At 37.5% G+C, this 23,757-nt stretch carries 19 protein-coding genes; 16 read left to right on the top strand and 3 right to left on the bottom strand.

The features are described 5' to 3' along the window. Window positions 1–141 precede the first annotated feature (141 nt). From lon to rlmB, 15 genes are all read left to right on the top strand, one after another. Window positions 142–2,562 carry an endopeptidase La gene (lon, locus tag DES39_RS09730; RefSeq protein ID WP_121145596.1) on the top strand — a complete coding sequence of 807 codons (2,421 nt, stop codon included), beginning with the start codon at window positions 142–144 and terminating at the stop codon, window positions 2,560–2,562. A 182-nt stretch (window positions 2,563–2,744) separates the two neighbouring features. Then, window positions 2,745–4,568 (top strand): SurA N-terminal domain-containing protein, encoded by a 1,824-nt coding sequence (locus tag DES39_RS09725; RefSeq protein ID WP_121145594.1) that lies wholly within the window; start codon window positions 2,745–2,747, stop codon window positions 4,566–4,568. A gap of 143 nt (window positions 4,569–4,711) precedes the next feature. Beyond that, a complete protein-coding gene (locus tag DES39_RS09720) occupies window positions 4,712–5,032 on the top strand; it encodes a ComEA family DNA-binding protein (RefSeq protein WP_121145592.1) in 321 nt (106 codons plus the stop codon). Window positions 5,033–5,185: 153 nt separating this feature from the next. Further along, window positions 5,186–6,181: an aspartate-semialdehyde dehydrogenase gene (locus DES39_RS09715; RefSeq protein ID WP_170143389.1), complete on the top strand. Its 996-nt coding sequence runs from the start codon at window positions 5,186–5,188 to the stop codon at window positions 6,179–6,181. 13 nt (window positions 6,182–6,194) lie between these two features. After that, complete coding sequence (truA, locus tag DES39_RS09710) at window positions 6,195–6,977, top strand: tRNA pseudouridine(38-40) synthase TruA (protein WP_121145589.1); 783 nt, start codon at window positions 6,195–6,197, stop codon at window positions 6,975–6,977. Window positions 6,978–7,180: 203 nt separating this feature from the next. Continuing rightward, window positions 7,181–8,068 (top strand): acetyl-CoA carboxylase, carboxyltransferase subunit beta, encoded by an 888-nt coding sequence (accD, locus tag DES39_RS09705; protein WP_121145587.1) that lies wholly within the window; start codon window positions 7,181–7,183, stop codon window positions 8,066–8,068. Window positions 8,069–8,108: 40 nt separating this feature from the next. Then, a complete protein-coding gene (gene folC / locus DES39_RS09700) occupies window positions 8,109–9,398 on the top strand; it encodes a bifunctional tetrahydrofolate synthase/dihydrofolate synthase (RefSeq protein WP_425463991.1) in 1,290 nt (429 codons plus the stop codon). Then, the gene (locus DES39_RS09695; RefSeq protein ID WP_121145583.1) at window positions 9,391–9,909 is read left to right on the top strand and encodes an SPOR domain-containing protein; all 519 of its coding nucleotides are present in this window, start codon (window positions 9,391–9,393) and stop codon (window positions 9,907–9,909) included. The genes folC and DES39_RS09695 overlap by 8 nt, the downstream gene beginning before the upstream one ends. 67 nt (window positions 9,910–9,976) lie before the next feature. Beyond that, window positions 9,977–10,462 carry a CvpA family protein gene (locus DES39_RS09690; RefSeq protein WP_121145761.1) on the top strand — a complete coding sequence of 162 codons (486 nt, stop codon included), beginning with the start codon at window positions 9,977–9,979 and terminating at the stop codon, window positions 10,460–10,462. Window positions 10,463–10,497: 35 nt separating this feature from the next. Then, window positions 10,498–12,018 carry an amidophosphoribosyltransferase gene (purF, locus tag DES39_RS09685; RefSeq protein ID WP_121145581.1) on the top strand — a complete coding sequence of 507 codons (1,521 nt, stop codon included), beginning with the start codon at window positions 10,498–10,500 and terminating at the stop codon, window positions 12,016–12,018. Then, window positions 12,005–12,613 (top strand): UbiX family flavin prenyltransferase, encoded by a 609-nt coding sequence (locus DES39_RS09680; RefSeq protein WP_121145580.1) that lies wholly within the window; start codon window positions 12,005–12,007, stop codon window positions 12,611–12,613. The genes purF and DES39_RS09680 overlap by 14 nt, the downstream gene beginning before the upstream one ends. 369 nt (window positions 12,614–12,982) lie before the next feature. Next, the gene (locus DES39_RS09675; RefSeq protein WP_170143388.1) at window positions 12,983–15,799 is read left to right on the top strand and encodes an inverse autotransporter beta domain-containing protein; all 2,817 of its coding nucleotides are present in this window, start codon (window positions 12,983–12,985) and stop codon (window positions 15,797–15,799) included. Between the two features lie 123 nt (window positions 15,800–15,922). After that, the gene (locus DES39_RS10965; RefSeq protein WP_170143387.1) at window positions 15,923–17,026 is read left to right on the top strand and encodes a hypothetical protein; all 1,104 of its coding nucleotides are present in this window, start codon (window positions 15,923–15,925) and stop codon (window positions 17,024–17,026) included. A 145-nt stretch (window positions 17,027–17,171) separates the two neighbouring features. After that, the gene (gene rnr / locus DES39_RS09665) at window positions 17,172–19,532 is read left to right on the top strand and encodes a ribonuclease R (RefSeq protein WP_121145578.1); all 2,361 of its coding nucleotides are present in this window, start codon (window positions 17,172–17,174) and stop codon (window positions 19,530–19,532) included. Next, window positions 19,529–20,272 (top strand): 23S rRNA (guanosine(2251)-2'-O)-methyltransferase RlmB, encoded by a 744-nt coding sequence (gene rlmB, locus DES39_RS09660; protein ID WP_121145577.1) that lies wholly within the window; start codon window positions 19,529–19,531, stop codon window positions 20,270–20,272. The genes rnr and rlmB overlap by 4 nt, the downstream gene beginning before the upstream one ends. Window positions 20,273–20,491: 219 nt before the next feature. Here rlmB and metB read toward each other — a convergent pair whose 3' ends face one another. Further along, on the bottom strand, window positions 20,492–21,664 hold the full coding sequence (gene metB, locus DES39_RS09655) for a cystathionine gamma-synthase (protein WP_121145576.1): 1,173 nt from the start codon (window positions 21,662–21,664) through the stop codon (window positions 20,492–20,494). Between the two features lie 170 nt (window positions 21,665–21,834). Between metB and metJ the strand changes: the two genes are divergently transcribed. After that, on the top strand, window positions 21,835–22,152 hold the full coding sequence (metJ, locus tag DES39_RS09650; protein WP_121145575.1) for a met regulon transcriptional regulator MetJ: 318 nt from the start codon (window positions 21,835–21,837) through the stop codon (window positions 22,150–22,152). 56 nt (window positions 22,153–22,208) lie between these two features. Here metJ and rpmE read toward each other — a convergent pair whose 3' ends face one another. Beyond that, window positions 22,209–22,424 (bottom strand): 50S ribosomal protein L31, encoded by a 216-nt coding sequence (gene rpmE / locus DES39_RS09645; protein ID WP_121145574.1) that lies wholly within the window; start codon window positions 22,422–22,424, stop codon window positions 22,209–22,211. Between the two features lie 135 nt (window positions 22,425–22,559). Continuing rightward, entirely contained in the window at window positions 22,560–23,606 is a 1,047-nt protein-coding gene (degS, locus tag DES39_RS09640) for an outer membrane-stress sensor serine endopeptidase DegS (RefSeq protein ID WP_121145573.1), read from the bottom strand. Between the last annotated feature and the right edge of the window lie 151 nt (window positions 23,607–23,757).

Here is a 23,757-nt window from a genome sequence, read left to right as displayed (position 1 = left end):
AAATGCAGGTTATCAATCGGCAAAATAATTTTGTCTCAATTTCAAATATATTAATATAGTATCGCAATTACTAGGCTTGAATATTGATTATTTGCCCTTATATAGTCCTAATATGGAATTGATACTGTTAGAGAGAGTTATATGAGAACAAAACAATTAAAACAGGTGATGCCAGTTTTACCTCTACGTGATGTGGTGGTTTTTCCTCACATGGTTATTCCGTTATTTGTTGGACGAGATAAGTCTATTCGTTGTTTAGAAAAAGCAATGGAAATGAATAAACAGGTTTTTTTAGTGACGCAAAAAGATGCGAGCTTAGATGATCCGCAAGAGAAAGATCTCTTTGCCGTTGGGACAATTGCGAATATCCTACAGTTGCTAAAATTACCCGATGGAACAATTAAAGTTTTAGTTGAAGGTGTTGCTCGGGCAAAATTGGTGAATTTGCTTGAACAAGAGACTGAAAACTTTTTTACCGGTAATATTCAGTTAGCTAATGAATCTAATACCGATTTAGCAAATGAAGCACTTCTTCGAGTTACTTTGTCTAATTTTGAAGAATATGCCAAATTAAATAAAAAAATTACACAAGAAGTCGTCGATTCGATCAGACTAATTAAAGAACCTGCGCAATTAGCCGATTCAATTGTTGCAACCTTATTTATTAAAGTCGAACAAAAACAGGACATTCTTGCCTGCTTAGATTTGGAAAAACGTTTTGAAGCTTTGATTGCCATGATGGAGTCAGAAATTGATTTATTACAAGTTGAAAAGAACATTCGTCAACGTGTAAAACAACAGATGGAAAAAGCGCAAAAAGAATATTACCTCAATGAACAGATTAAAGCGATTCATAAGGAATTAGGTGATATTGAGAATAAGCCGGATGAGTATGAAGAGTTAAAAGATAAGATTGAAAAATCGAAAATGCCAAAAGACGTGGCAGATAAAGTGATGTCAGAGCTTAATAAACTCAAAATGATGCCCGCAATGTCAGCAGAAGCAACCGTGGTGAGGGGTTATATTGATTGGATGCTTCAAGTGCCATGGGCGAAAAAAAGTAAAGTCAAAAAAGGCATTAAAGAAGCACAAAAAGTATTAGATCATGATCATTATGGACTTGAAAGAGTTAAAGATCGTATTTTGGAATATTTAGCTGTGCAAGGCAGAGTCAATAAGATTAAAGGGCCTATCCTTTGTTTAGTCGGTCCACCAGGTGTTGGTAAAACCTCATTAGGTCAATCGATTGCAAAAGCGACTGGTCGAGAATATGTTCGAATGGCCTTAGGGGGGGTACGTGATGAAGCTGAGATCCGGGGACATCGCCGTACTTATATTGGATCAATGCCAGGTAAATTAATTCAGCGTATGGCTAAAGTGGGTGTAAAAAATCCGCTCTTTCTACTCGATGAAATTGATAAAATGTCCGCAGATATGCGTGGTGATCCTGCATCTGCGCTGTTAGAGGTGCTTGATCCAGAGCAAAATGGCGCATTTAATGATCATTATTTAGAAGTTGACTATGATTTATCTGATGTCATGTTTGTTGCAACAGCAAACTCAATGAATATTCCAGCACCATTATTAGATAGGATGGAGGTTATTCGTTTATCGGGTTATACCGAAGATGAAAAACTCAATATTGCTAAACAACATTTATTACAAAAGCAAATCAATAATAGTGGACTTAAAGCTAATGAGATTGAGATCGATGATTCAGCCATCATGGGGATCATTCGTTACTATACCCGTGAAGCTGGTGTTCGTAGCTTAGAGAGAGAGATTGCCAAAATTTGTCGTAAAGTTGTTAAGCAACTTGCGCTAAATAAAAAAATGAAACATATGACGGTCACTCAACAGAACTTGCATGAATTCTTAGGTGTACAGCGCTTTGATTACGGTAAAATTGAGGATGAAAATAGAATTGGTCAAGTTAATGGCCTTGCGTGGACTGAAGTCGGTGGTGATTTATTAACTATTGAGTCGGTTAGTGTGCCTGGTAAAGGCAAACTAACCGATACCGGCTCATTAGGTGAAGTTATGCAAGAATCTATTCAAACTGCGCTAACTGTTGTTCGTTCAAGAGCCGAAAAATTGGGTATAAATACTGATTTTTATGAAAAACGAGATATCCATGTTCATGTGCCAGATGGAGCGACACCTAAAGATGGCCCTAGTGCGGGTATTGCTATGTGCACATCCTTGATTTCAACATTGACGGGTAATCCTGTTAAAGCTGATGTCGCAATGACGGGTGAGATTACACTGCGTGGAGAAGTATTACCAATTGGTGGATTAAAAGAAAAATTGTTAGCAGCTCATCGCGGTGGGATTAAGACAGTGATCATTCCGATTGAAAACGCGAAAGATCTTGAAGAAATTCCTGACAATGTCAAAGCTGAGCTTGATATTCACCCAGTAAAATGGATCGATGATGTGTTAACTCTGGCATTAGCCAATAATCCGTTTGGGATGGAACCGATAAAATTGGCGAAAAATCCAATAAAACGAGCAATAAAGAAAAGTAAAAATATCGAGGCTGTACCTGGCTCAATGAACTAAGCGATATTTAACATATGGGATTATACAGCTGGCATTATGCCAGCTTTTTTATTAACATTTATACCATAGCGAATATTGACAAATATGGTATACTTGCGCCAATTAAAATTGGATGAAAATTAATACTTATTTCAGTGAATAAACTTTACCAAGATAGGTTATTCAATGGAGAAAAATACAATATGATGGAAAAAATTCGGACCGCAGCTAATAGTGTTATTGTAAAAATAATTTTTAGTATCATTATTTTAGCATTTATTTTCACAGGATTTAGTGGTTTTTTAGGATTAGGTTCAAGTCATGCGGATGATGCTAGAATCTATATTGCTAAAGTAAATGGTGAAGGGCTAAGTCGTAGTGCTTTTGAAGCCGAGGCCCAAGCTGCAGAAAGAAATGCAGGAACGGTCATGGGCGATGATGCATTTATTAAAATGCTGCGAAGCTCGGTGTTAGCGGGTCAAATCGATAATTTTTTGTCTTATCAATTGGCTGAGTCTTTAGGCACTAAAATTAGTGATCAACAAGTAAAAAATATTATTCGCCAGCAACCTGTTTTCTTTAAAAATGGTCGTTTTAATAACCAACTATATTTAGAGCTATTAGCTGCCAACCATTACACCCCTGATGCTTATGCAAATAGTTTGCGTTCTTCAATTTTGCAAAAACAAGTAATGGATGCACTATTATTGTCTAATTTCGTTTTACCAACCGATTCAGATATCTCTATTTTGGAGAATCAAGTCAGAAATGTTTATTTGACTAATTATTCGATAGCCAATATTGATAATGATGAGTTCACTGTCAGTGATGATGAAATGAAAAATTATTATGACAAGAATCAGCAAGAGTTTTTTCATAAAAAACGGCTTAAAATGAAATATATTACTAATTTCTTGCCGGCAATAGAAACTGATACTCAAGTGACACGAGAAGAAATTCAGCAACATTACGATCAAAATAAACCAGGTAGTTTTTCTCCTGAAAAACGTTTCTATAGCTTTTTATCATTTGACTCTTTGCCATCAGCTCAGCAAGAATATAACACACTTAAACAACAGAGCACTAAAGACCGTTTAGCTATACCAATGGATAAAATCGGTTGGTTGAATATGGATGATAAGTTACCTGAATTGCTACACAATACCAAGTTAGCAAAAGCCGGCGAGATATCCAAGCCTGTTGAACAAGATGGTATTTACTATATTGTCCGTTTAGATCAAGTTATAAACGCTAAAAAGTTACCATTTGATTATGCTGCTGCAGATATTAAATCTATTATTTATAAAGATAAAGTAGATAAACAGTTTCAAACACAGCAAGAAAAACTTGAGCAATCTGCCGATCTACCGACAATGGAAGCCATTGCTGAGGCATCAGGTTTAGAGCTATATACGTCTAATTGGACATATGAAAAAGAGAGTTTCTCAATCGGTCGTTTCCCCGAAATCCATGATGAGGCGTTCAGTGATGAAATGATTGTAGATGGAAAACCGACTGGGAAAATATCAGCTATTATACCGATACAAAAATATCAAGCTTCATACATTATTCAGGTTACTGATTATCAAGATGAGGGAATCTCATCATTTGAAGATGTAAAAGATACCATTAAAGCTAAACTATTAGCAGAAAAGAAAAAAGCTGTATTTGCTAAGGATGTGGAAGCAAAATTAGCTCAGTTAAAAGAAACCGGATCTGTAAAAGGTATCTCTTTTTCTCAGCGTATAGCATTAACTCAAGATATAACCGATGAGCGTATTGATCCTAAAACGGTTCAAGAGGTCTTTGCAGTCGTGCCATCTGTTAATGATACTACCTTTGGTGCAAGTATTATTAGTGATGAACAAGCACAATTTTTCATTATCACTGATGTGCAGTATCCAAAACAGGTTGAAGATTTATCTGAAAAGTTACAACCAGAGCTATTGCAATTATTCAGCAACTATTTAGCTCAGGATCTGCGTTCAAATGCTAAAATCGAAATTATGCCTGATGTCAATATGTGATGAAAATCGCAGTAAATTGTGTTATCAATTAAAATCTAAAAGCCACATACGTGGCTTTTAACATATTTGTGTCATTAAAAAAAGTTTATTGGGTTTTTCTGTCATAGTTATATTGAAATTTTTTAATATTTAAGGAGAAAACTATGAACAACCGTCAACAATATTTAATGATTACCCTGCTATTCTTTTTCTCGTTATTGAGCTCAGTGTCAATTTATGCTGAGTCTCGTATGCCTGAGCCATTAGTTAATAAGCAAGACCATGTAATACAACAGGTTAATATTAATCAAGCTTCTGCAGAGGAGATGGCTAAACATTTACAAGGAATTGGCTTAAACAAAGCAAAAAAGATTGTCGAATACAGAGAAAAATTCGGCCCCTTTATTTCTATCGAGCAATTAAAAGAGGTATCAGGTATTGGAGCATCGATCATGAATCAAAATGCGGGCAAACTGGTGTTATAAATGATAATACTTCTGATTAGAGATATTGCTTGTCTCTAATCAAGCTTATCGTACTTGATATAATCAATGCATATCCATTTTATTATTGCTGTATCTTGTTCTAAATTGTCAGTATAATCGTGACCAATTTAATTCATTTAATAGGTTATGAATATGGCATCATGGAATATTGCCGTGGTTGGTGCAAATGGGCAAGTTGGGCGTAGTATTATTGAGTTATTAGCTAATAGTGCGCTGACAATTGCGCAGCTTGATTTGCTTGGCAGTGATAATAGTGAAGGTGAAGCGGTTCGATTTGATGGTAAAAATCTTGTTATTAAGCATATAAAAAATATGGATTGGTCTAATTGCCATTTGGCTTTTTTTGTAGCGAATCAATCTGTATCAGAACAATATGCTCGATCGGCAGCACAAGCGGGTTGCATTGTACTCGATGCAACTGGCACTTTTTCATTAGATGAAGCCATTCCCTTGATAGTGCCACAGTTAAATGATTCAATACTCGGTGATTATCGTAATGAAAACATTGTATCGATTGCCAATCCTATTGTTAGTCAAGCATTGCGTTGCTTAGCTGCATTGACAGATGTCGAGCTACTAACGCAGCTCCATATAACTAACATGATTCCGGCCTCATTTTATGGAAAGCAAGGTGTCAATGAGTTAGCAGGTCAAAGCGCAAGATTGCTTAATGGACTACCGGCCGAGCATGATTTTTTTGCTAAACAGTTAGCTTTCAATGTATTACCAAGTATGTTGGTTGATGACAGTTTTATCGTCGAACAAATTAAGCGTATTACGGGCAACTATCAGTTATCGATCACAATTGATTCAGTTTTAGTTCCTGTTTTTTATGGTTTAACTCAATCGATCTCATTTATGTCAGCCACTACGCAAGGTATCGAACAAAATGAGGCGTTATTCGATAAATATGGTATCCGCGTAATATCTCATGATTATCCAACACCGGTGACAGTAATTAATAGTGAACAAGCTGATTCATTAGCGATTATGATTGCTAATGTTCATCATAGTTATGGTAATCAAGAGCAAATACAATTGATGAGCGTCAGCGATAATATCCGCTATTTGGGGGCAAAAATGTTATTAGAGACAGCTGAAAGCTTATTGACTAACTATATTGAATAACTGAGCTTATTGAATGAAAATTGCGTTAGGTATTGAGTATGATGGTAGCAAGTATAGTGGCTGGCAACGGCAACAACATGTTTCATCTGTTCAACAAAAAATAGAAGAAGCGTTAAGTCGGATTGCTGATGAAACAATAACCGTATTTTGCGCGGGCAGAACAGATGCAGGTGTTCATGCTACAGGTCAGGTAATTCATTTTGAAACTGAGGCTAATCGGCCGATTAATGCTTGGGCAATGGGAACAAATACCCATTTACCTAGTAATATTGCTATTAAATGGGCTCAAACTGTTGATGAGTCATTTCATGCTAGATTCAGTGCTCAAGCAAGGCGATATCGATATATCATTTATAATCACCATTATCGACATGCAATATTAAATCAAGGAATCACCCATTATTATATACCACTAAATGAAGTAAAAATGCACCAAGCTGCTCAGTATTTACTGGGTGAGAATGATTTTAGTGCCTTTAGAGCTGCACAATGTCAATCCCTATCACCATGGCGCAATATTCATCATATTAGTGTGACTCGATTTGACCGTTATCTTGTTATTGATATCCAAGCTAATGCTTTTGTACATCATATGGTGCGCAATATTGTGGGTAGCTTAATTGAAGTTGGAAATGGCCATCAAACGGAAGCATGGATAAGGGATTTATTGCTATCTCAAGATAGAACACAAGCTGCTGCTACGGCTAAACCAGATGGACTGTATCTAGTTGATGTCATTTATCCAGCGCAATTTGAGCTGCCTAGAACACCATTAGGCCCTATATTTTTAAACTAATTTTTATTCAGTAAAAGATTAATTGTAATATGAAAAGTGGGTATTGCCATATAATATAAATAGCAGAAATGGTATTTTGTACTCTCAATTAATTATAGATTTAGATAAAACATAAAAATAGCTATTAAGTAACAGCATAAAATAATATACAATAATGCTAGTTTCTAAGTTTGATACTCAGCAAGACAAACGGAAGGTTAATAATGAGTTGGATTGAAAAAATTCTTAATAAAAGCAATATCTCATCAGATCATAAAAAGGCAAACATTCCTGGTGGTGTTTGGACGAAATGCACGAGCTGTGAACAAGTGATATATCAAGCTGAACTTGAGCGTAATTTGGAAGTTTGTCCAAAATGTGATCATCACATGCGTATTACAGCGAGAACACGGCTAACTCGATTTTTGGATGAGGGTTCTAATATTGAAATTGGTACGGAGCTAGAGCCAAAAGATATTTTGAAATTTAAAGATTCAAAAAAATATAAAGATCGTTTAGCTGCAGCACAAAAAGAGACCAATGAAAAAGATGCTATGATTGCAATGAAAGGAACGCTGTTTGGTATTCCTGTTGTTGCTGCTGCATTTGAGTTTTCATTTATCGGCGGTTCAATGTCATCGGTTGTCGGAGCGATGTTTGTGCGTGCTGCTGAACAAGCAATTGAAAATAAATGCCCATTAGTGTGTTTTTCAACGAGTGGTGGTGCTCGGATGCAAGAGGCACTTTTTTCATTAATGCAAATGGCAAAAACTAGTGCAATATTGGCCAAAATGCAAGATGAAGGATTACCTTATATTTCGGTCATGACCGATCCGACAATGGGAGGAGTGTCTGCAAGTCTAGCTATGCTTGGTGATGTTAATATTGCAGAACCAAAAGCGTTAATTGGCTTTGCCGGCCCAAGGGTTATCGAGCAAACGGTTCGAGAGACATTACCTGAAGGTTTTCAGCGTAGTGAGTTTTTATTAGAAAAAGGGGCATTAGATATGATTGTTCATCGAAAAGACATGCGTACTAAAATCGCAAGTCTGGTTGCTAAAATGATGAAAATGCCAGATCCATTTACTGACGTTTCACCTGACGTGCAATGATGTAATTGTCTACTTACTTTTCTATATACTAAATATGCACATAACAACATTGGAAAAACCTGCTGAAAGTGCTTCTTTGGATGATTGGCTGCATTATCTAGAGCTGATACATCCAAAGACGATTGAGCTAGGATTAGATCGAGTAACAAAAGTTGCTCGGAGTTTAAATGTTATTAAACCCGCACCGTATATTTTTACTGTTGCTGGAACTAATGGTAAAGGTACCACTTGCCGTGCGCTTGAAATGATTTTGCTCGAAGCGGGATTTCGTGTCGGTGTTTATAGTTCTCCCCATTTATTGCGTTACACGGAGCGTGTGCGTATTAATAATCAAGAGCTAGCAGATAGTGATCATATACGAGCTTTTGCTCAGATTGAGTCTGCTAGAGCAGAGACGTCGTTAACCTATTTTGAATATTCTACTTTATCGGCACTATGTTTATTTAAACAAGCTAATTTAGATGTGGTGATTCTTGAGGTTGGTTTAGGCGGGCGACTTGATGCAACCAATCTTGTTGATGCTGATGTAGCTGTGATTACCTCAATTGCACTTGATCATATGGATTATCTCGGTAATACCCGAGAAAGTATTGGCCGTGAGAAAGCGGGGATATTTAAGTCAAATCAAGTTGTGGTAGTTGGCGAGCCAGATATTCCTTGTTCGATTTATGACGTTGCTAATAGTATGCAGATTAAATTACACGGCTGCAAGCCTAATCCTGATTATGATTGGCAATATCGACAATTAGATGGGAAAACGTGGCAATTTTCATCGCGTATACGTTGTTATGGTAACTTGCCAATAGCTAAAATTCCATTGGCTAATGCAGCAACGGCTCTCGCTGCACTGACGTATTCGTCACTGACAATTAGCGACGAAATGATTTGCCAAGGTCTTTTAAAGACGGAACTGACGGCTCGTTTTCAAATTATAAGCCAAGAGCCGCTAGTGATTATTGATGTGGCTCATAATCCACATGCGGCAACGTATTTGAACTCGCAATTGCAAGTATTACTTAAACAGCGATCTCGGGTCGGTAAATTACGTGTTGTTATTGGAATGCTAAAAGATAAAGATATCGCTTCAACGGTGAATATTTTACAAGCAGATATTTGGTACTGCGCTTCTTTATATGGTGAGCGAGGAAGTAAAGCTGCAGATATTGCTAAACATGTGACTAAAAATAGTCATACGATAGTGACTTGTTTTGAATCAGTTTCTGCTGCATTTGCACAATCGAAACAAGATGCCGACATAGATGATATCATTGTTGTTTGTGGATCATTTCACACTGTTTCTGATGTGTTAAGTTTGGTGGTAAATGGATAATCAAAAGCGTAATCGATTAATCGGCTTTATCACTTTGATATTACTTGCATTGCTTGTTAGCCCTTATGTACTGGTTGATAAATCTAAGCAAATAGAGGCTACAATTCCAATATTACCCTCTAATCATCAAATTGAGAGTGCACTAGTCGAGGATAATGATGATTTAGATATTGAAACATCTTCCTCGTTAAATGAACTTGCCAATGAAGTCAATAGTGTGGTTCAACAACAAATACCCGCTAATAACAGCATACAAGATAGCAGTAGTGCACAGACAGAAAAAAATTATGTTGTGCAATTGGTCGCATTAAAAAATAAGCAAAAAATAGAAGAACTGATTGCTTTATTAAGATTAAATAATTATGACGTTTATACTCTACCCGCTGTGCCACAAGAAGGTCAATTGACACGATTATTTGTTGGACAATATCTTACAAAAGCTCAGGCAGAGATGGTGATTATCGATTTGGAGCATTTAAGTAAACTGAAGGGCTTTGTTACAACAAAATAACTTGCAAATAATGATTGCAATATTTGCTTATTGAGTAATCACAATATCAAAAGAGAAAAAGATTATGATGAATTGGGTTGATTTTACGATTATTGGGATCATTATATTTTCCGCTGTCGTCAGTCTAGTTAGGGGATTTGTTAAAGAGGCATTATCCTTATTAAGTTGGATCATCGCATTTTTTATTGCTAGCCAATTTTATTTTTATATCAGTGATTATTTTACTTACTTTCAAGATGAGTTTGTCAGAAATGCTGTTGCAATTGCAATATTATTTATTGCCACGCTACTTGTTTGTGCTGTGATTAATTATATTATCAGTGAATTAGTGCAGAAAACAGGCTTATCTGGCACTGATCGGGTATTGGGTATTTTTTTCGGTATATTGCGCGGAATTTTGCTGACCGCAGCGGTGTTATTTTTTATTGATACGTTTACTCCGCTTGCCAAAAGCAGCGCATGGCAAGAATCCACTTTGATTCCTCATTTTCATTTTATTGTTCGATGGTTTTTTGACGCATTACAAAGTTCCTCTTCGTTTTTAGCAAATTAGCAAATAATAGTTCAGCGATTATTAGAGGTGATATTATGTGTGGAGTAGTAGGTGTCGTTGGTTTTAGTCCGGTAAATCAATCAATTTATGATGCTCTGACAGTATTACAACATCGGGGACAAGATGCAGCCGGGATTGTGACGATTGATGAAAATGATTATTTTCGTTTGCGCAAGGCTAATGGTTTAGTGAAAGATGTATTCCAAGCACAACATATGCAGCGATTAGTCGGTAATATTGGTATTGGTCATGTTCGTTATCCAACCGCGGGGAGTTCCAGTGTTTCTGAAGCTCAGCCTTTTTATGTCAATTCGCCTTATGGTATTACACTGGCTCATAATGGTAATTTGATTAATACTGATGAACTACGTAACAATATCTTAAAACAAGCACGGCGGCACGTTAACACTCGTTCAGACTCGGAAGTATTATTAAATATTTTAGCGAGTGAATTGGATAAATTTACTTATTATCCTTTGACGCCAGATAATATTTTTGCGGCAATTGATCAAGTCCATAAGACTATTAGTGGGGCATATGCTTGTGTTGCAATGGTGATAGGACATGGTTTGATTGCCTTTAGAGATCCACATGGTATTCGCCCTTTAGTGATTGGTAAGCGCGTAATTAACGATCAACAGACCGAATATATGGTGGCATCTGAAAGTGTGGCACTAGACACGCTTGATTTTGAATTTGTGCGTGACGTTGAGCCTGGCGAAACAATCTATATTTCGCAAAATGGCCAGTTCCATTCAAAGCAGAGTAAGCGCAAGTTATCTTTTTGTCCTTGTATTTTTGAATATGTCTATTTTGCTCGACCGGATTCTTTAATGAATGGTATTTCAGTTTATCAATCGCGAATTTTGATGGGGCAAAAGCTCGGTCAAAAAATCGCCAGAGAGTGGCAGGATCTCGATATTGATGTTGTTATTCCGATTCCTGAAACGTCTTGTGATGCCGCATTGGAAATTGCACGTATATTAAATAAGCCATACAGACAAGGATTTGTTAAGAACCGTTACGTTGGTCGTACGTTTATCATGCCGGGACAACGTGACCGCCAACTGTCAGTCAGACGTAAGCTCAATGCGAATCGAATAGAATTTGAAGGTAAAAATGTTTTATTAGTCGATGATTCTATTGTAAGAGGTACGACCTCTCAGCAGATATTAGAGATGGTGCGTTTGGTGGGAGCAAAAAAAATTTATTTAGCATCAGCTGCGCCTGAGATTCGTTATCCTAACGTTTATGGTATTGATATGCCCGTCGCCCATGAGCTTATTGCTTATAATCGTAGTGTTACAGAAATCGCTCAAGCGATTGGCGCAGATAGATTAATATTTCAAGATTTAAATGATTTAATCGATGCCGTTAAAGAGGGGAATCCTCAGTTGGTGCAATTTGAATGTTCAGTCTTCGATGGTAAATATATCACTCATGATGTGAGTGATTCTTATTTAACTCATTTAAAACATGCTCGTGGAGACACCAATAAGCATTTGCAAAACAATAAAGAAGCAGAAAATTTGGAAATTTATAATGTTGGACAGTAATATTTCTGCCGATAATCGTCAATCAATAGCCAAGCGGAGGCTAATTGTCGGTATATCGGGAGCGAGTGGTGCATTGTATGGTATTCGATTGTTAGAGCTATTAGCCCAGCAGCCAAATATTGAAACACATCTTGTGATATCTCATTCAGCGAAACGAACGATTGATTTAGAAACGGATTATGAGTATGACAACGTTATTGCAATGGCTGATCATTATTATGATATCGGTGATATTGCTGCGAATATTTCATCAGGGTCATTTAGAACCGATGGCATGATTATTGTTCCTTGCTCAATTAAAACTTTATCTGGGATTGCAAATAGCTATAGTGATAATTTATTAATCCGAGCAGCTGATGTGGTACTAAAAGAGCAGCGTCGACTTGTTTTATGTGTACGTGAAACACCTTTACATTTAGGTCATATTCAATTAATGCAAACAGCTTGCCAAATTGGTGCAACTATTATGCCATTAGTACCTGCTTTTTATCATAAACCAAATAGTGTTGAACAGCTTGTTGATCAATCATTGACTAGAGTATTGGATCAGTTTAATATCGCCAACCATTTTAACTATGGCTGGCGACACGATTAATTAGCTAATTTTGTAAAGAAAACGTGGTTTGATCGATAAATTCTAACAAAAATGTCATTTTTATTTTTTACACTAATTATTGATTTATTTCAAAAAAAATAGCAAAAGTTAAAAAAACATGCAATCTTGACAAAAAGATCATTGACCATAGGTGAAAATTTGAGTAAATTTGTCGCGTTCTTTGTAAAGAATTGTTTATATCATAGCGATAACGAACACAATAAAATGCTCATAAAATGAACTAATCTTGACAAAAAAATGATTGACCATTGAATGAAACTTCAGTAAATTTGCACTGCGTTTTGTAAAGAAACTTAAATTTAATAATAAATATTAAAAAATACATTAATGAAGAAAGGAATGATTAAGGTGAAAAAGAGTCTTAATTTATCGATGGTTGCAACACTTGTTTTAGTCGCATTAAGTTGTCATGTGGCCAAAGCACAAGTGAGTCGATCCTTACCTGTAAAGAATGAAAATGCTAAGCTTAGCCAAGCTGATAATCTTAAGGTTTTTATCAATAACCAGCAACGCTCACTTTATCAAATTGCTTTATTAAGTAATATTTCGGTATCAGAACTTCGCGATCTAAATAAAGGAAGTTATGATGATACTGACATTGTCAAAGTTGGGGACAGTATTAATCTGCCTGCCGATTCCCCGTTGTTACCAGCAGAATCAAAAAAAACAAAAGAAAATAGTAAATATAGCTATCTTCCAAGTTTAGGTTCGTCAGATAAAGCTAGTGCAGAAAAAAATGATAATGCATTGGATACTCAAGTTGCCTCAGTTTTGCAAACATTAGGTCAGCAAGATTGGGATCACATGTCGTCTCAACAATTAAAAGATGACTTGAATACTAAAACTCAAAATTATGCTGAAAGCTATGTTCGTAATCAAGTTAACAATCAAGTTATCGATCCGATTCGTAGTGCTGCGCAGGATTTTTTAGGCCGTTTTGGTACTGCTCAGTTACAATTTGATGTTAGTGATCAGGCGAAATTAAATAATGTAAACGTTAAACTTTTCAGCCCGTGGTATGACTCAGATAGCACGTTGATTTTCTCACAATTAACTTATCAAGAATATGAAAAAGATCGCAGAATTGGTAACTTTGGTATTGGCCAACGCTGGGATCTTGCTGATAAAAATTGGTTAGTGGGCTATAACGTCTTTTTTGACCATGATTTTAGCCGTAATCATAATCGTTTAGGTTTGGGCCTTGAAGCTTGGACTGATTATATGAAATTTGCGGCTAACTACTATACGCCATTATCTGATTGGAAAGATTCAAAAGATTTTGATGACTATTTAGAAAGAGCCGCAAGAGGCTACGATCTTCGTTTCCAAGGTTATTTGCCTTCATATCCTCATCTTGGTGCTTCTTTAATGTTCGAACAGTATTTTGGTGATAAAGTTGCATTATTTGGTAAAGATAATCTACAAAAAGATCCTTATGCGTTGACGTTAGGTATCGATTATACGCCAGTGCCATTATTCACAATTAAAGGTGAGCATAAGCAAGGCGAAAGCTCCAATAAAATGGCTAAAGTCGAGCTAACAATGAATTACCGCTTAGGTGTTCCACTGAAAGATCAGTTAGACCCTAATATGGTTGATGTTGCACGTTCGTTGAAAGGTAGTCGATATGATTTAGTGGATCGTAATAACTATATTGTACTTGAGTATAAAGAGAAAAAATTCAGTGTTGATCTCGCATCATTAGGTTTTGTTGAAGAGCACTCCGTAATTGATTTAGGGATTGCCGTTCATAATGCGAAAGACGGCATCACAATTTCTCCTTCGTCATGGAATAATGTGACAGGTACTGCGGATTTGATGGCTTTATCGGCAGCGGGTGCGGACGGTAATTTATGTTATAACCGAGTTGGCTTAACATGTTCTGCTAACAATGTTTGGAATGTTGCTCAAACATCAGATACCAATAATTGGTCAATCTTAGTTCCAAGTTATATTAATTCAATAACAGGTGAACGTAACCCAACTGCAAGTAGCGGTGTTGCTGTTCCAGGTCGTTATACATTGGATGTAACGTTAACTGATGGTAAAGGTCGAACTGCTGTTTCTAACCAATCTTGGTTAGCCATCAAACCATCGTCTACTCGTCAAGTGTTACTAACGAATGTGACGCCAAATCCAGCGGGAGGCGATGCGTTAGGTTCAGCCTCTGCTCCTGCAGCTGCCAATGGGCGAACATCAGTATTTTTACAAGCTAATTTAGTCTCAAGCCCAGTTACGGTAAGTCCTGCAACAGGCCTACCAATTCCGACTGGTCAAGTTGCTGGCTTTAGTGATTATTTCACTTTTGCAGAATATCCAGTGCCAGTTCCGGCTGCACCGCTAACTGTTGGCAGCGTGTATGAAGCAGAACCACCGACAGCAGAAGAAATTGCAAAAATTAATAGTTTGTACACGGCAACGAGCGGCGGTAACAAAGTTACATTTGTTGCGACTAATGCGGCAAATCAATGCCCAACTGAAACGCCAAAATGTTTATTAGTAAAAAGTATTAAGAAAGTGGTAGGTAGTGCATCAATATCTGATGACTATTTATTAGAGTTATCAACTAATGCGACATTGTCAAGTGTAGATGTGAGTTTGAAATTCTCGACCTATTCGGCATCTTCACCTGTTTATGGAAGTGGCTCGGCACCAACAACGATCTATTTTAATGGCGGCGTTCCATCTAAGATCACCATTTCTAATGGTAATACGGTTGTTGGGGTGGTCAATGATGACAGAACAATCACTATGACGGGTAAATTAGTTGTCGGCGATACTTATACGGTTAAAGTTGAAGATTCATTGGATAATGATGTGACTTCTTCATCAAATATTGTTTGGTCCTTAGTGGGTGATAATATTAGTGCATGTGCGGGCGCTAATGTGATTTTACCTGGCAATACGAACCCAAATGGCGATGATCAAAGTGGTGCATTGGCAGTGAGTAAATTATTTAATATCTCAAATACGTCAGTGTATCAAATCAAAGGATTAACGGTATCAAATGCTAGTTATGCAGGTCTTGTTGCAGGTGCAACTACTGGCGGCACAGCGACAAGCATAAACAATAATACAGTTGCAGCAATTGCATTAGGTGGATTAAAAACATCAAGTGCATGTGCTGGCGATCAAGGATTTAAACTAAGAATAGATGTTAATTAATCGTTCTTAGACGGTTTTGTAACGATAAATATCTGATTTATTGTTACAAAAAAACACCACAAAATGGTGTATTTATATAAATACAACATAATATGTTGAAATATGAAACAGGAAATTATAAATATGAAAAATTTAGCTATTAAACAGGTTGCATTCGGTCTATTATTAGCCGGTTATGCAGCAAGCAGTGCTTTTGCATTAAACGCATCAACGTCAGTGACTATTACTGGTAATGCACCTGTAATTAACTCTGCTAAAGGTGTATCAACAAGTACTAACTCAATGGATATCTCGGTACTTTCTAAAGGTACAACTACAGCTGTAACGGGTGCATGGTCTGTTGGTGATACCGTTCAAGTAACTTATAAAGTTAATGATGCTGATGGCGATTACGATAAAGAATTAACAGGTAAAACATTCTACTTCACTTATTACAAAGATGGTGCATGGGCAACTTATACCAATACTAATGTAAGCGTGACTGCAGCTGCTGAAAACAATGGTACTCAAACAATTAAATGGGTTATTCCTACTGCTGCTGTTGGTGCAACCAAAATTGGTTTCACTGCACGTCCATTTACTATCTATGGTGCGCCAGATCGTAACAACTGGTTAACTGTTGCTGATATTACCTCTGGAGGTGTTCCAGGTGATGGTGGTGAAGGTGGTACTGACCCAACTAACCCAACTGATCCATCAAATCCAGTAACTCCGCCAGACAATGGTGGTACAGGTGGTGGTGAGACTCCAACTGATCCAGAACAACCAGTTCAACCAGGTGACTCTTTAGGTGTTAAAATTGTTCGCGTAGGTGCATCTGGTGCAGCTAACGAGTTCCAAAATGCTAATGGTCCTGTAACTGCTGGTGAAGGTACTGAGATTAAATTAACTAATGCATTCGAAGCACAAGTTTGGGATGATTCAGCTGATGTAACATCTGATGCTGGATTTAAAAACTATGACTGGTATGTAACTGGTGGAAACAGTGCTGCTAATGGTACAGTTGCAGCTACTACTGACAATGTATACTTTGTACAAACTGGTGCTAATGTTCAATACACATTACCAGCTACAAACGATGCAGCGAAAGCAACATTGGCGGCGGCTTCTGCAGCTCAAAACCAAGGTATCCAGGGCAATACAACTGCTGGTGCAGCAACAGCGCTTAGCGCAACTCAACCAGAAGCGGGTATCCAAGGCTTCAAACTTGGTGTATGGGTTCACTAATTACTCTACGCTATTTACACAAACCACTCTTCGGAGTGGTTTTTTTTTATAAAAAAAATTTTTATAAAATAGCAGGGTTAATTGCTATAGCTAAAGCGAAATTATGTTATGCTTATCAGAATCTTATCAAACAGGATAACTGATTATGGTTAAAGATCCATTTTACCAACGTGAAGCTGAAAAATACGCTTCTCCAATTGCAAGTCGTGAACTAATTATCAGCTATTTAGAGACGATTGCTAAACCAGCAAATTTAGATAATATTGCTCAAGCGATGTTGCTGACAAGTGAAGAACAAAAAGAAGCCCTGCATCGTCGTTTACGCGCAATGGAGCGCGATGGGCAGCTGATATTTACTCGTCGTAAATGCTATGCTTTACCTGAAAAATTGCTCATGGTAAAAGGTAATGTGATAGCACATCGAGATGGTTTTGGTTTTTTACGGGTTGAGGGACAAAAAGACGATTATTTTTTATCTCCAGAGCAGATGAAAAAAGCCTTACAAGGTGATATTGTACTCGCCCAACCAATGGCTAGCCAATATAAAGGTAAAAATGAAGCGCGTATTGTACGCGTACTTGAGCCTCGTAATAATCAGATTGTTGGTCGCTATTTTATTGAAGAAGGTATTGGTTTTGTTGTGCCTGATGATAGTCGGCTTAATTTTGATATATTAATTAGTGATAAAGATCATCACCAAACAGTGCGCATGGGAGCCGTTGTCGTTGTTGAATTGTTAAAAAGACCTGAGCGCCGGCAAAAAGCAGTAGGTAAAATCACCGAAATTTTAGGTGATAACATGGGTACCAATTTAGCTATTGAAATTGCAGTACGTAATCATGAAATCCCGCATGAATTCCCTGTAGAAGTGGAAAATGCAGTGAGTAAATTATCCGAAACTGTATCGGCACAAGCTAAAAAAGGCCGCAAAGACTTAACTGCATTACCTTTAGTGACAATTGACGGTGAAGATGCCCGTGATTTTGATGATGCGGTATATTGTCAAAAAAACAGAGGAGGGGGATATCGGTTATGGGTCGCGATTGCGGATGTCAGTTATTACGTCCGTCCAAAAACTGCACTTGACAATGAGGCCAGTCACCGCGGCACTTCGGTGTATTTTCCATCCCGAGTGATTCCTATGTTACCAGAAGTCTTATCGAATGGTTTATGTTCACTTAATCCACAAGTTGATAGATTATGTTTAGTTTGTGAAATGACTATTTCAGCCAAAGGTCGCCTGACATCGTATCAGTTTTATGAAGCGGTTATGAATTCTCATGCAAGATTGACTTATACCAAAGTACAAAAAATACTTACCGGTGATGAAGAGCTTCGCGATCATTATCAGCCTTTGGTAAAAGATTTGGAAAATTTATACAGTTTGTACAAGGTACTAGATAAAGCGCGCTTGGATCGCGGTGCAATCAGTTTTGAATCGGCTGAACCGAAATTTGTGTTTAATGCTGATAAGCGCATCGAGCGCATTGAAATGGCACAGCGTAATGATGCGCATAAAATTATTGAAGAGTGCATGATTCTAGCTAATGTTGCTGCGGCACAATTAGTTGAAGGCCTTAATATTCCTTCTTTGTATCGTATTCATGATAAACCCGATGATGATAGACTGACTAATTTACGCAGTGTGCTTGCCGAACTTGGTTTAATACTTGAAGGAAAAGATAAACCACAACCGAAAGATGTTGCCAGTTTAATGGAGCGTATTGTTGATCGCCCCGATCATGATATGATTCAAACGCTAATTTTGCGATCGATGAAACAAGCGGTTTATGATCCTGAAAATCGTGGCCACTTTGGTCTCGCTCTAAAATCATACGCGCATTTCACCTCACCAATTCGTCGATATCCCGACTTGTTATTACACCGTACGATTAAATGGATTTTAGCCAATCAAAATCATACTGAGAGTAAAACCGGTGGTTATTGCTATAATATCAATGAAATGCTCTATTTTGGTGAACACTGTTCATTAACCGAACGACGAGCAGATGAAGCGGTTCGCGATGTAGTTGATTGGCTAAAATGTGACTTTATGCAAGATCATGTCGGCGAATTGTTCGATGGTGTGATCTCTGGCGTGACTAATTTTGGTTTTTTTGTTCGCCTTGATGATCTGTTTATAGATGGTTTAGTGCACGTTTCAACGCTTGAGAATGATTATTATATTTTTGATGCAGGAAAAAGTCGTTTAATTGGTGAAAATTCGGGTTATTCTTATCGCCTAGGTGATAAAGTGAAAATTAAAGTTCAAGCGGTAAACCCAGAGGAACGAAAGATTGATTTTAGCCTCGAAGGTAGTAATAATAAGCCACGTCGTCAGGGTAAAACTAGTAAAGAGAGAGCGAAAAAAACCGAGACAGTGTTAGCTGACGATAAAAGCACCAAGCGTAAAAAAAGTCGTAAGCGCTCTGAAGTACCAAGCACGGACGCCAAACGCACGACAACCCGCACATCAATAAAGAAAAAGAAGAAGCCAGCTAAATGAGTGAAATAATATATGGTATGCATGCCATGCAAGGTATGTTAGCCCGTTCGCCCGAGCGGATTTTAGATGTCTATTTATTAAAAAACCGTGATGATAAACGCCTTAATTCATTAGTCAGCGATATTGAATCGTTGGGATTACCGGTTAAATTGGTTGATAAAAAATGGCTTGATGAGCAAACATCAAATGGGGTTCATCAAGGTATTGTCGCCCGGATAAAAGAAGGACGTAATTATCATGAAAATGATTTGCCTGATCTGCTATCCCAGCATCTAGAGCCATTAATTTTAATTTTAGATGGGGTGACAGATCCACATAATCTAGGTGCTTGTATTCGCACCGCTGATGCGGCTGGCGTTAATTTTATCATAGTGCCTAAAGATAAATCAGCACCACTTAATGCGACTGCTAAAAAAGTGGCATGTGGCGCGGCTGAAAGCGTACCGGTTATTCGCGTCACCAATTTGGCGCGAACGCTACGCATGCTAAAAGAGGAATATCAAATCTGGCTGGTTGGTACGGCAGGTGAAGCGGATCATTCAATATATCAAAGTCGTTTAAGCGGCAAATTAGCGATCATTATGGGCGCTGAAGGCGAGGGCATGAGACGATTGACTAAAGAGCACTGTGATGAATTAGTGAGTATTCCAATGTCAGGTTTTGTCTCTTCATTAAACGTATCAGTTGCAACAGGAATCTGCTTATTTGAGGTAGTTAGACAAAAATCTAAAACGATTTAATAGCGATATGCTTGTCTATAATAAAAAGTGTTATGTGTCTTTTACAAGGCTTTAACTAATCTCAACAATACGAAAGAGGTCAGATATATCGTTAGTAAAAAAATTTTTTTAACGATTTAATCATGCTGATAACTTAATTCGACTATTATTCTGAGTGCGATATCGTGAATACTTCATTTTACCTATTCACGATATCGCATAATATCATTGCCATATCCATTAAATCACGTCTAAAGCTTGCTGTAGATCGTTGATTAGATCTTGAACATCTTCAAGTCCAACGGAAATTCTTAATAACTGATCCGATATGCCTGCTGCTTTACGTGCTTGCGCACTAATGCCGGAATGCGTCATGGTGGTCGGATGAGAAATCAGGCTTTCAGTTCCGCCGAGCGATTGTGCTAAGGTGAAAATATTGAGACGTTCAATAAAGGCTGGTGTTTTATCTGCGGCTGCTTTTAGTTCGAAACTGAGTAACGAACCAAATCCTTTTTGCTGCTTTTTGGCAATATCGTGTCCTGGTGTCGAGGCTAAAGAAGGGTGATGAACTGCAGCAATTTTTGGATGATTAGCAAGAAAATCCACAATTTTAAGTGCGCTTTGCTGCTGTGCTAATACTCTAACAGCGAGCGTGCGTAGCCCGCGTTGCAATAAATAAGTATCAAAAGAAGAATTAGCCGTTCCAATATTATTCGACCACCAAAGTACGTCGTCAGCTAGCGTTTGTTCTTTAAATACTAACACACCAGCGAGTAAGTCTGAGTGACCGTTAAGGAATTTAGTGCATGAGTGAATGATCACATCAGCACCTAAGGTAAACGGGCTTTGTAGAATCGGTGTCATGAATGTATTATCTACTAATACGAGCGCACCAGCATTATGGGCTAATGATGCAATATGCTCAATATCAACAATGCGTAGTAAAGGGTTACTTGGTGTTTCAATCAGGACTAACTTAGGTTTTAACGCTAATACCTGAGTAAGTGCTTGTTCATTGGATTGATCAATAAATTGTACATTAAAATAGCCTTTTTCACTTAAGCTATTAAATAACCGATAGCTACCACCATAGCAATCATGCGGAGCAACAACGAGATCACCAGGCGATAATAATGCAACTGAGAGTAAATGAATAGCTGACATGCCGCTGTTTGTTAAGATAGCGTCGGCTCCGCCTTCAAGATCTGCAATGGTTTTTTCGACTGAATGACGATTTGGCGTTGATTTTCGGCCATAGTCAAATTCTCTTGGTTTTGCAAATTCAGCGAAACGATAGCAGGTCGAGAGAGAGATTTTTGGAATTACCGCACCGTGTTGTTCATCACTATTTAATCCACTTCTCACGGCAAGTGTACGCTGCGAGAGTTGGATTATTTTCGGATTATTAGACATAATATTTCACCTTTGATTGAGGGAATTAATTAAGCATAGCATAAACAATTAAGACGTCAATATGTCTGGATGTCTAAATATCTTGATGTATAGATTGCGAGTCATTAAAAAAAAAGCTAAAATTAGCGTAATAATAATGATTTTTATGAGTAGAAAAACGGTGCAGTCCTATGATGGAATGGAATGGCGACTATATTAGTCCCTATGCCGAGCATGGCAAAAAAAGTGAGCAAGTTAAAAAAATTACAGTTTCAATTCCATTGAAAGTTTTGAAAATTTTGACCGATGAACGTACTCGCAGGCAAGTTAATAATCTTCGGCATGCAACGAATAGCGAGCTGCTATGTGAAGCATTTTTACATGCGTTTACAGGTCAGCCGTTACCGAGTGATGACGATTTGAGTAAAGATTATAATGATGGTATTCCACAACAAGCTAAAGCGTTGATGAGAGAATTTGGAATCGATCCTGATGAATTAGAATACTAATCATTTAGAATATAAAAAAAGCGCTTAATAGCGCTTTTTTGTTTTTTATTCGGTAATTATTTTTTACCGCCAACCATAGAAAAACGTTGGTTAAATTTGTCAACTCGTCCACCAGTTGCAACATCACGTTGTTTACCAGTATAGAATGGGTGACATTCACCACAGACGTCAAGATGGATATCGTGACCAACGGTTGAGTGAGTTTTAATTACATTACCGCAAGAACATGTTGCTGTAATTTCTTTATATTCAGGATGAATACCTTTTTTCATTTTAGCCTCTCTTGTTTCGTATCGCTATATAAATGGTTGCATTGCAACAAAATCTATACACCATACAAATGTTAAATAACACGAATAAGGTGGCGGATTATATACTTATCTTTTTACGCCGTCAAGGCGCAGATTTTAAACTGCCAGTTGTTCGATGGTGACTTTCAATGTGAGTTTTTTACCTTGTCTTAGCACCACAATGGGGATGATTTCTCCCGGTTTTATTTCAGCGATTTGATCCATCGTTTCAATGATAGATTTCACTGGCTGATTGTTCACTGCAACTAAAATATCATTCTCTTCGATGCCCGCTTCACTTGCCGGACCTTCTGCATGAGTAACTAAAATACCAAGTACAAGTGGATGATCACTTGGATTTTGCGTTGGCGCAAACTCTAATCCATCAATACCAATATAACCACGAATAATTTTGCCATCTTTAATTAGTTTATTCATAATTTTTGTTGCTAATGTTGATGGAATTGCGAAACTAATACCTTCAGGAATATCATCGGCGCTGCTTTTAGCAAATGAAAGCGTATTGATACCAACAAGTTCACCTAGCGAATTAACGAGTGCACCTCCTGAATTACCATGATTAATCGATGCATCAGTCTGCAGAAAATTTTGCCGTCTAAATGGGCTTAAGCCGTCTCGACCAGTTGCACTGATAATACCTTGAGTAATGGTTTGACCAATATTATAGGGGTTACCAATGGCTAATACGATATCGCCAATTTTCGGGGCATGAGAGGGATTCATTGGAATTGTCGGGATATTCGAGGCATCGATTTTTAATACAGCGATGTCAACTAGTTTATCGTAACCAACGGTGATGGGGGTAAAGATACGACCATCTTGTAGAGCAACAAGGATTTTATCCGCGTTTTCAATCACATGAAAGTTAGTAATAATATAACCATCTTTACTCATAATTACGCCTGAACCTAGTGGTGTAATGCCGTTATTTTTTTGTCGATCGGGATTACTTGGACGGCTATAAATATTTACCACTGCAGGCGCGGCTGCTTTTACCGCCTGATTATAGCTAAGCGGCTCTTTATCAAATAAGTTTTGGGGTAATAAAAATTGATTATTATTGCGAAGTGATGGAAAAATAATGAGCAATACGATGGCTAAAACGGCGCCAATCAATAGTGGCCAGAATATTTTTTTTAGCATAAGCAATCCCGTGATATGACGTTGAGTTGAGAATGGTTCGATAATAGCACAGAAATAAAAAATCTAGTCCAATGCTTAGGCGTTTATTTTTTACAATTACTTGTCAGCTAATCACTAATTTACGATATAAAACAACAAAGGAGCAAACAAT

The sequence above is a fragment of the Orbus hercynius genome (assembly GCF_003634275.1).
GTDB classification, from domain to species: domain Bacteria; phylum Pseudomonadota; class Gammaproteobacteria; order Enterobacterales; family Orbaceae; genus Orbus; species Orbus hercynius.
The sequence above is the reverse complement of the archived record's forward strand: the minus strand, read 5'-3'. Positions and strand labels throughout refer to the sequence as shown.